Annotated in this window: 10 protein-coding genes; 6 read left to right on the top strand and 4 right to left on the bottom strand. The window is 63.2% G+C overall.

The genetic code is table 11. The features are described 5' to 3' along the window. The first annotated feature begins 41 nt into the window (after positions 1-41). A complete protein-coding gene (locus Q2941_RS09675) occupies positions 42-1250 on the top strand; it encodes a tetratricopeptide repeat protein (RefSeq protein ID WP_458192304.1) in 1209 nt (402 codons plus the stop codon). 29 nt (positions 1251-1279) lie between these two features. Continuing rightward, complete coding sequence (locus Q2941_RS09680) at positions 1280-1795, top strand: hypothetical protein (protein ID WP_254112581.1); 516 nt, start codon at positions 1280-1282, stop codon at positions 1793-1795. 183 nt (positions 1796-1978) lie between these two features. Here the strand turns inward: Q2941_RS09680 and Q2941_RS09685 are convergent, their stop codons facing one another. Next, the gene (locus tag Q2941_RS09685) at positions 1979-2485 is read right to left on the bottom strand and encodes a winged helix-turn-helix transcriptional regulator (RefSeq protein WP_458192305.1); all 507 of its coding nucleotides are present in this window, start codon (positions 2483-2485) and stop codon (positions 1979-1981) included. 169 nt (positions 2486-2654) lie between these two features. Here Q2941_RS09685 and Q2941_RS09690 point away from each other — a divergent pair, with 169 nt between their 5' ends. Together Q2941_RS09690 and Q2941_RS09695 are read left to right on the top strand one after the other, a co-directional pair. Beyond that, positions 2655-3305 (top strand): cysteine hydrolase family protein, encoded by a 651-nt coding sequence (locus tag Q2941_RS09690; protein WP_458192306.1) that lies wholly within the window; start codon positions 2655-2657, stop codon positions 3303-3305. Beyond that, complete coding sequence (locus Q2941_RS09695) at positions 3302-4675, top strand: epoxide hydrolase family protein (RefSeq protein WP_254112577.1); 1374 nt, start codon at positions 3302-3304, stop codon at positions 4673-4675. Before Q2941_RS09690 ends, Q2941_RS09695 begins: the two co-directional genes overlap by 4 nt. 158 nt (positions 4676-4833) lie before the next feature. Here Q2941_RS09695 and Q2941_RS09700 read toward each other — a convergent pair whose 3' ends face one another. The 3 genes from Q2941_RS09700 to Q2941_RS09710 all read right to left on the bottom strand — a co-directional run bounded on the left by Q2941_RS09700 (position 4834) and on the right by Q2941_RS09710 (position 7416). Beyond that, positions 4834-6696, bottom strand: coding sequence for an ABC-F family ATP-binding cassette domain-containing protein (locus Q2941_RS09700; protein ID WP_254112575.1), 1863 nt, complete (start codon positions 6694-6696; stop codon positions 4834-4836). 47 nt (positions 6697-6743) lie between these two features. After that, complete coding sequence (locus Q2941_RS09705; protein ID WP_027522610.1) at positions 6744-6926, bottom strand: hypothetical protein; 183 nt, start codon at positions 6924-6926, stop codon at positions 6744-6746. Between the two features lie 238 nt (positions 6927-7164). Then, positions 7165-7416, bottom strand: a complete 252-nt coding sequence (locus Q2941_RS09710) for a hypothetical protein (RefSeq protein ID WP_027522611.1) — start codon at positions 7414-7416, stop codon at positions 7165-7167. A gap of 294 nt (positions 7417-7710) precedes the next feature. On the opposite strand from Q2941_RS09710, the gene ndk reads away from it, so the two are divergent. After that, positions 7711-8133, top strand: coding sequence for a nucleoside-diphosphate kinase (ndk, locus tag Q2941_RS09715; protein ID WP_027522612.1), 423 nt, complete (start codon positions 7711-7713; stop codon positions 8131-8133). A 15-nt stretch (positions 8134-8148) separates the two neighbouring features. After that, positions 8149-8660 (top strand): YjbE family putative metal transport protein (locus tag Q2941_RS09720; protein WP_458192307.1); only part of this gene is annotated, 512 nt, incomplete at its 3' end.

Raw genomic sequence — 8660 nt, forward strand, 5'->3', positions numbered from 1 at the left:
CCAGCATGGCAGCGCGTGGATCAGGTGGACTGCTCGTTTGCATGAGTCTCCTGCTTGCGATGCCGGTGCAGGCCGACCGGGACGGGTGCGCCGCCAGCGCCGACAAGCCCGAGGTCGGGGGCACGGCATGTAGCCGCATCATCGACGATGCAAGCGAGTCGGTGGCAGCACGCGTCGAGGCACTCAAGAACAGAGGCCGCGGCTCTTTCAACAGAAAGGATTTCGACCGCGCGATTGCCGACTACGGCGAAGCCATCAAGCTCAACCGAAAAGACGCCTGGGCCTTTGCTCACCGGTGTGAGGCCTACGAGGGCAAAGAGGACCACGACGCGGCCGTCGCCGATTGCACCGAGGCGATCAGGATCGATCCCGGATATGGCTGGGCCTACAACAACCGTGGCGTCGCCTATCACGGTCTGCATGACTACGACGCAGCCCTGGCTGACCACGCCGAGGCGATCGGGATCGATCCCAAGGACGCGTGGGCCTATGCCCGCCACGGCATGGCCTGGATGGAAAAGGGCGAATTCGACCAGGCAGTCGCCGATCTCACCAAGGCGGTGACCGTCGATCCGAAATACGCCTTTGGTTTCGGTCAACGGGGTCAAGCGCTCTTCAGAAAGAGGTTGATCACGAAAAAAGGCGGATGGGAGCCCGCAATCGCAGACTACGGCGAGGCCATCAGGCTCGATCCAAATCTGGTTTGGCTCTACAGTTCGCGTGGCGTCGCCTACAGCAACAATTTCCAATACGATTTGGCCGTTCCGGATTGCAGCGAGGTCATCAAGCGCGAGCCCAACAATTCCGGCGGGTACAATTGTCTCGGCGTCGCCTACGAAGGCTTGAAGGAATATAGCCGTGCGATCGCCGGCTATAACCAGTCGATCAGCATCAATCCAAGGAACGGTGTGGCGTACTGGAATCGCGGCAATGCCAATGTGGGGCTGCGCAAGATCGATGACGCGATCGCCGACTATGACCGGGCGATCGCGATCAACCCCAAGGACTTCAACGCTTTCAACTCCCGCGGCAAAGCCTACGTTTTAAAGAACGACCGCAACCACGCGATTGGCGATTACACGCAAGCGATCCAGCTCAATCCGTCCTATGTCGAGGCCTACAACAACCGCGGCCTCACCTATGAAGCGCTGCACCGCCGCACTGATGCGATTGCCGATTTCCGCAAGGCACAATCGATCGACCCGGCCGACCAGATCAGCAAGCAACAGCTCCGCGTGCTCGGATTCTGAAGAGCGTGGCGCGAGCGCTTGCAGCAAGGATGTCTGCAAGTACCATCGGTTTTGTCAGCTCGTGTCTTGTTCACGCCGTTGTGCAGTATAGCATCATCCACTTAAATAAACGGGGCTCGTATTCGAAAATGTTGAATTGTGCGCTGGCGGCGGTGCTTGTTGTTGCACTCGGCGGGATTTTGTTCGGCGTGAGGTATATGCGGCGCGAGGCATATTTGCCGTATCACGCCGTCGTGGCCGGAAAGTCGTTCGCCGAACTCGATCCCGGAGTTCAGGCCGTCATTCTCGGTATGCTGAAAGTCATTGGGGGCGGCTTCGCTACCCTTGGCGTCACCTTGCTGTGGCTGTGTTTTGCGCTTCATGAGGGTGCGCGCTGGGCACCGTGGGCAATCCTGACCATCTCGGCTGCCGCGCTCGTCCCGATGTTGTATGTCGCCACCACGCTGCGGACGTTCCGGCCCGGCGCGCCAACACCTGTGCGGCCGACACTCGTCATGATGATCTTGATCGTCGTCGGTGTCGGGCTGTCTCTGCTGGCACGCTAGCGCCGGCGCCGCCTGTTCGAGGAGGCGAATGCACGCTACGAGGCGATTCAACGGTAGCGCGAGCAGTCAAACTGAATCGATGGGTGGCCCGCTATGGCCCTTCGAACCTCACGTGATGCTTCTTGTGAGTCCGAAAAGCATGGGAGCGGAATGACGCAACGCCATCGCGCGGGTGCTGAATATCTAGCGGTTCGCCTTGAAAGCTTCCCACCGCGCCTCGCGCTCTCGTTGGTATTCGGGAGCCCGCTCGGCGTCCAGATCCTCGCGATGAAGCGGTTTGCCGCAGGATTCGCAGGCTGGACCAAGGCCCGCCGGCTTGCCGCAGGTGAGATGCGTAAAGTTCACTGCGCGGCCTTCCTTCGGCGACTTGCACCAGGTCTCCCCCCAGGCGCGTAGCGCCAGGATCACGGGATAGAAGGCCTCGCCTTTCTTTGTGAGTTGATATTCGTGACGCAGCGGCCGCTTGTTGTAGACACGCCGCTTCACCAGCCCGTCCGCTTCCAGCTTCTTCAGTCGCGCCGCGATCATTTGCGGTGTCGCACCCGTCTGCGCCTGAATCTCCTCGAAGCGGTGCATCCGCATGAACAGCTCGCGTAGGATCAATACAGTCCAGCGATCGCCTACGACTGTCTCGGCGCGTGCCACGGGGCAGAGCGTTTGGTCAGCAGTGTTGTCATTCATCGTCTTCATCACGTTTGCTTCATCGCGCTTGTGCCTATGAATTCCATAGTAATATCGGGCGGCGTCAATGCAAATGCAACGGGCCGCCTTTGGCGCCCGGTTCGTCACCACAGGAGCGAACCATGACCACCGCAAGCACAAAAGGGAGCAAGGTCGACATGAAGCTGGAGGGGCGACAGTGACCGAGATCGTCTATCCACGCGGGAGAACCGCTCTGCTTTTCGTCGATCCCTACAATGATTTCTTGTCCGAGGGCGGAAAAGTCTATCCGCACATCAAGCCGATCGCCGATGAGGTCGGGCTGCTGGACAACCTGCGTCGGCTGGACGGCGCCGTCCGTGCGGCAGGCGTTCAGGTCGTCATCGTCCCGCACCGACGGTGGGAGCCGGGCGACTATGAGCACTGGGACCATCCTAACCCCACGCAGCGGAGGGTCATGCATGTACACCACTTCGCGCGTGGCGAATGGGGCGGCGAATGGCATCCTGACTTCGCGCCAAAACCAGGCGACATCGTCGCCAGCGAACATTGGGGTCAAAGCGGCTTCGCCAACACCAACCTGGATTTCCAGCTGAAGCAGAAGGGGATCACCCACGTGATCGTGGTAGGGCTGCTCGCCAATACCTGCATCGAGTCCACTTCCCGCTACGCCATGGAGCTCGGTTATCACGTCACGCTGGTGCGCGACGCCACCGCCGCTTTCACCCACGAAATGATGCATGCCGCTCACGAGCTGAACGGCCCGACCTACGCCCACGCGATTCTGACAACCACCGAAGTCATCGCGGCGTTGCCCACCGCAGCTCATTCCGAGGAACCCGCCAAATGACCACGCAATCACAGAACCCAATTGCAATCGCCGCAGTGCAGCCAAACCATGAGACTATCGATCATGAGAGGCGCAAGCTGCTCGTCGGGGCTGCCACGGGACTTGCCGCTGCAGGCGTCGTCAACCTGTTTGCGATACGTCCGGCGCCGGCCGCAACGAACGACGAGATCCGTCCGTTCCACGTCGATATTCCCGAAGCCGATCTCGTCGACCTACGCCGTCGCCTTGGGGCGACCCGGTGGCCTGAGAAAGAGACGGTTGCCGACGACTCCCAGGGCGTGCCGCTCGCTATGCTGCAGGACCTCGTCCGCTACTGGCAAACCGATTACGACTGGCGGAAAGTCGAGGCGCGGCTCAATGCCCTGCCGCAGTTCATCACCGAGATCGACGGGCTCGACATCCACTTCATTCACGTCCGCTCTAAACATGAAAATGCGTTGCCGATGATCGTGACGCATGGCTGGCCTGGCTCCGTCATCGAGCAGATGAAGATCATCGATCCGCTGACCAATCCGACTGCGCACGGCGGCAACGCGGAAGACGCCTTCCATCTGGTGATTCCTTCGATGCCCGGCTACGGGTTCTCGGGTAAGCCAACCACGACGGGCTGGGATCCGCAGCGCATCGCCCGCGCCTGGGTCGCGCTGATGAAGCGGCTCGGCTACAAGAGGTTCGTCGCGCAGGGTGGCGACTGGGGTTCGCCGGTCTCCAATGAAATGGCAAAGCTGGGCGCGCCGGAACTGCTCGGCATCCATGTTAACCTGCCCGGCGTCGTACCGCCCGAGATATTCAAGGCGGTCGCATCGGGCAATCCCGCTCCGGACAATCTTGCTCCGGATGAGAAACGCGCATTCGACCAGCTCAAGATTCAATTCGCAAAGCGGCGTGCCTATGCGCAGATCATGGGGACGCGTCCGCAAACGCTGGCAGCCTTGACGGATTCGCCGGCTGGCCTTGCGGCCTGGCTGCTCGACCACGGCGACGGCTTTGCGCAGCCGGCCTCGGCGATGCAATCGGCGGTGCTCGGGCGCGCCGTCAACGGGCATTCCGCGGGCGCGCTGACCCGCGACGACGTGCTCGACAACATCACGCTGTACTGGGTGACCAACACCGCGATTTCCTCGGCGCGGCTCTACTGGGAAAACAAGACAAACCTCTATTTGCCTGCCCACGTCTCGATCCCGGCCGCCGTGACAGCATTTCCTGGCGAAAGTTTCGTGGCGCCCCGGAGCTGGGCCGGGAAGGCCTATCCTAAGCTGATTTACTTCCATCAGGCCGAGGCCGGCGGTCACTTTGCAGCGTGGGAGCAGCCCGAGATTTTCAGCAGGGAGGTCCGCGACGCGTTTCGACCTCTGCGCAAGACGACTTGAGATTCGGCGGCGCGCGCCATGCGCACCGATGTTCAGGAGCGGACCCCAATCAGGTCGCCGTCCAATGTGGTCGAGGTAACATGATGCCTCTACTTTGCATGGGGTTGTTTTTCAGATTTTGATGAGGGCCTCGTTTGGCGCGCACCCGCGGAGAGCCGCTACCCCGTCGCCTCATCATACTGCGCGCTGGCCTCGAGCCATTGCTCCTCGGCGCGCGCGAGGGCGTCGGCGGCGTTGGCGCGTGCTTTCGAAAGCTGCGCGGCCTGCTTGGGATCGCGGGTGAAGATGTCGGGAAGGGCGAGCGCTGTGTCGATCTTGGCGATGATCTCGCTGACGCGGGCGATCTCGGCCTCGGCCTCGGCGATGCGCTTCTTGAGCGGGCCGCGATTGTCCGATCGTGCGCGCTGCGGCTTCTCGGCTGGCGCGCTGCGCTCGCGCGGGCTGTTGTCCGCGCTTGCTGCTGACAACACCACGCGCCGGTAGTCGTCGAGGTCGCCGTCGTAGTTCGTCACCGTGCGGTCGGCGACCAGCCAGAGCCGCTCGGCGCAGGCCTCGATCAGGTAGCGGTCGTGCGAGACTATGATGACGGCGCCGGGAAAGTCGTTGATGGCTTCCGCGAGCGCGGCGCGGCTGTCGATGTCGAGATGGTTGGTCGGCTCGTCCAGGATGATCATGTTGGGGCCGAAGAAGGTCGCAAGGCCGAGCAGCAGGCGCGCCTTCTCGCCGCCGGACAGTTTTCCGGCCTTGGTGTCGGCCGCCTTGCCGGAAAAGCCGATCGCGCCGGCGCGCGCTCGCACCTTGGCCTCGGGTGCATCGCCCATCAGCTTGCGGACGTGGTCGTAGGCGGAGGCATCCTCGTTCAACTCGTCGAGCTGGTGCTGCGCAAAGTAGGCGATCGACAATTTGTCGGCCCGCGTGACCCTGCCGGAGAAGGGCGCGAGCTTGCCTGCGAGCAGTTTCACCAGCGTCGACTTGCCGTTGCCGTTGGCGCCCAAGAGCGCGATGCGATCGTCATTGTCGATGCGCAAGGTGACGCGGTTCAGCACGGGTATCGTCGGATCATAGCCGACCGAGACGTTGTCGACGGCGATGATCGGCGGCGACAGCGTCTTCTCCGGCGGCGGGAAACTGATCTCGTGCACGTCCTGCGTCACCAGCGCCGTGATCGGCTTCAGACGCTCCAGCATTTTGACGCGCGATTGGGCCTGGCGCGCTTTCGAAGCCTTGGCCTTGAAGCGGTCGACGAAGGCTTGCAGGCGTGCGCGCTCGGCCTCCTGGCGCTTGACCTGCTTGGCATCGAGCAGTTCGCGCGCGGCGCGCTGCTCCTCGAAGGACGAATAGCTGCCGCGATAGAGCGTCAGCTTGCCGCGATCCAGGTGCAGGATCTGGTCGACCGAGCTCTCCAGCAGATCGCGGTCGTGGCTGATCACGATCACGGTGCGCGGATAGTGGGCGAGGTGATCCTCCAGCCACAGCGTGCCTTCGAGGTCGAGATAGTTGGTGGGCTCGTCGAGCAGCAGCAGGTCGGGCGCTGCAAACAGCGTCGCGGCGAGGGCCACGCGCATCCGCCAGCCACCGGAGAACTCCGAGCAGGCGCGAAGCTGGTTTGCGGCCGAGAAGCCGAGGCCTGAGAGAATCGCGGCCGCGCGGGCAGGGGCCGAATGCGCATCGATGTCGACCAGCCGGGTCTGGATCTCCGCGATGCGGTGCGCGTCGTGCGCGGTCTCTGCCTCGCGCAGCAGCGCGTCGCGCTCGAGGTCGGCCTTGAGCACGACCTCGATCAGGCTTTCCGGGCCGTCAGGCGCCTCCTGTGCGAGGCTGCCAATGTGCCAGCGCGGCGGCAGCGTGACCGAGCCATGCTCGGCGGCGAGCTCGCGGCGGATCACCTTGAACAGCGTCGATTTGCCGGTGCCGTTGCGTCCTACGAGGCCGACACGTGAGCCGGGCGTGATCTGCACGGAGCTCTGGTCGATCAGGAGGCGTCCGGCGAGGCGGACCGAAAGGTCGGTGATGGTGAGCATCCGGCCTTGTCACCGCAGCGCGAGGCAAACGCAACCCCGTTTTATGCCTAGTTCTGCGGATCGCCGTCGCGATCCCGCTTGCGCAGCTCGTTCACGAGGTGCTCGAGATAAGTCGGAAGCCGCGGCTCGGGCCGAAGGCTCTGCTGGAGCCGTTCGCCGATGGCGTCGCAGATCGATCGGCTGGTCCGCCGGTCCATCTGTTCGCTGTCATTGGCGGATTGGCGAGGCATCACGGGGTTCCATCGTGAAAAGCAAGGACACCCTACCAAGTCACTGACCGCGAAATAGTTTCGGCCCCAATGGGGACCGCCTTCCGTTCTCGTAAAAATTCTATGAACGGGGGTGATGTGGGCCCAAGGCTGATCATCCGAAGCAAAGCCCCGGCGGCGGGGGACGCCGGGGCTTCTTCTTCTGGTCGTTCTCTTGGGTAGTTCTCTTGGGTAGTTCTCTCGGAAGGTGCTGACGGGCTCAGTAGCAGCGGTTCACCAGCCGCCAGCGGGGTCCCCAGGGGGTCGGGACCAGCTGGCGCACATAGCAGCCGCCATAGCCGTAGGAGACGGGGCCGCCGGCATAGAAGCGCGGTGCGCCCCAGCCGTAGCCGTGCCAGCCGCCATGCCAGCCACCCCAGCCGCCATGCCAATGGGCGGAGGCGGAGGTCGGAGCCAGCGCGGCACCCAGCGCGACCGCGGCGACTGCAGCAAGCGAAAGTTTCCTCAACATGGTATCTCCTCAAAACTGCCGGCGCGGGCCTGCGCGTCGATGGAATGGCCGCCGAAACGCCTCATGAAGGGTAGAACGCGTCTCGATGGCGTCGACCTTAGGCCCGTGATCCTGAACCGGGGCCTGAACGTGCCGTGCAGATTGGGTTCATCTCGGTGAAATTATCGTAATTCAGGAGTCCGGCCCCGCGGCGAGCCGCCCGTGAAGCCCTTATCGCCGGTCGCTTGCCGTTCGCCGATAGCGCCGATATAAGCCCGGCAACTCCAAATCACCCCCCTTCTCAAGGATAGAACCATGGCGATTGAACGCACCTTCTCGATCATCAAGCCCGACGCGACCGAGCGTAACCTGACCGGCGCGGTCAACGCCGTGATCGAGAAGGCGGGCCTGCGCATCGTCGCCCAGAAGCGTATCCGCATGACCAAGGGCCAGGCCGAGACCTTCTATGCCGTGCACAAGGCCCGTCCGTTCTTCGGCGAGCTCGTCGAGTTCATGACTTCCGGCCCGGTGGTCGTGCAGGTGCTGGAAGGTGAGGGCGCGATCGCCAAGTACCGCGAGGCGATGGGCGCGACCGACCCGTCGAAGGCGGCCGACGGCACCATCCGCAAGCTCTACGCCAAGTCGATCGGCGAGAACTCGGTGCATGGCTCCGACGCCCCCGAGACGGCCGTGATCGAGATCGCACAGTTCTTCTCGGGCAACGAGATCGTCGGCTGATCGGAAGGACGCATTGTGAACTGGCTCTGGCAGATCTTCGACCCCGCCACGCTCGGGTCGTTCTTCACCCAGTTCCGCAATGAAATGGCCGAACCGGCCTTCTGGGTCGCGGTCGGCAAGATCATCTGGATCAACATCCTGCTCTCCGGCGACAACGCGCTGGTGATCGCGCTCGCATGCCGCGGGCTGAAGCCGCGGCATCGGCTGTGGGGCATGGTGCTCGGTGCGGGGGCGGCGGTACTGCTGCGCATCGTCTTCACCGGCATCGTCGCGAGCCTGATGGCGCTGCCATACCTCAAGCTGGTCGGCGGTCTCGCGCTGATCGTGATCGCCGCCAAGCTCCTGGTGCCGGAAAACGAGGACGAGGACGACGTCGCCTCGGCCTCGCATCTGTGGCAGGCGGTGCAGATCGTCGTTGTCGCCGACATCATCATGAGTCTGGACAACGTGATCGCGGTCGCGGCCGCCGCCAATGGCAGCGTGCCGCTCCTGGTGCTCGGCCTTGCCATCAGCGTGCCGCTGATTGT

The organism is Bradyrhizobium sp. UFLA05-153 (assembly GCF_054185185.1).

Excerpts from the sequence above, each read along its gene's own strand:
- Q2941_RS09675 (WP_458192304.1), top strand. The coding sequence starts at position 42 with ATGAGTCTCCTGCTTGCGATGCCGGTGCAGGCCGACCGGGACGGGTGC.
- Q2941_RS09680 (WP_254112581.1), top strand. The coding sequence starts at position 1,280 with ATGTCTGCAAGTACCATCGGTTTTGTCAGCTCGTGTCTTGTTCACGCC.
- Q2941_RS09685 (WP_458192305.1), bottom strand. The coding sequence starts at position 2,485 with ATGAAGACGATGAATGACAACACTGCTGACCAAACGCTCTGCCCCGTG.
- Q2941_RS09695 (WP_254112577.1), top strand. The coding sequence starts at position 3,302 with ATGACCACGCAATCACAGAACCCAATTGCAATCGCCGCAGTGCAGCCA.
- Q2941_RS09700 (WP_254112575.1), bottom strand. The coding sequence starts at position 6,696 with ATGCTCACCATCACCGACCTTTCGGTCCGCCTCGCCGGACGCCTCCTG.
- Q2941_RS09705 (WP_027522610.1), bottom strand. The coding sequence starts at position 6,926 with ATGCCTCGCCAATCCGCCAATGACAGCGAACAGATGGACCGGCGGACC.
- Q2941_RS09710 (WP_027522611.1), bottom strand. The coding sequence starts at position 7,416 with ATGTTGAGGAAACTTTCGCTTGCTGCAGTCGCCGCGGTCGCGCTGGGT.
- ndk (WP_027522612.1), top strand. The coding sequence starts at position 7,711 with ATGGCGATTGAACGCACCTTCTCGATCATCAAGCCCGACGCGACCGAG.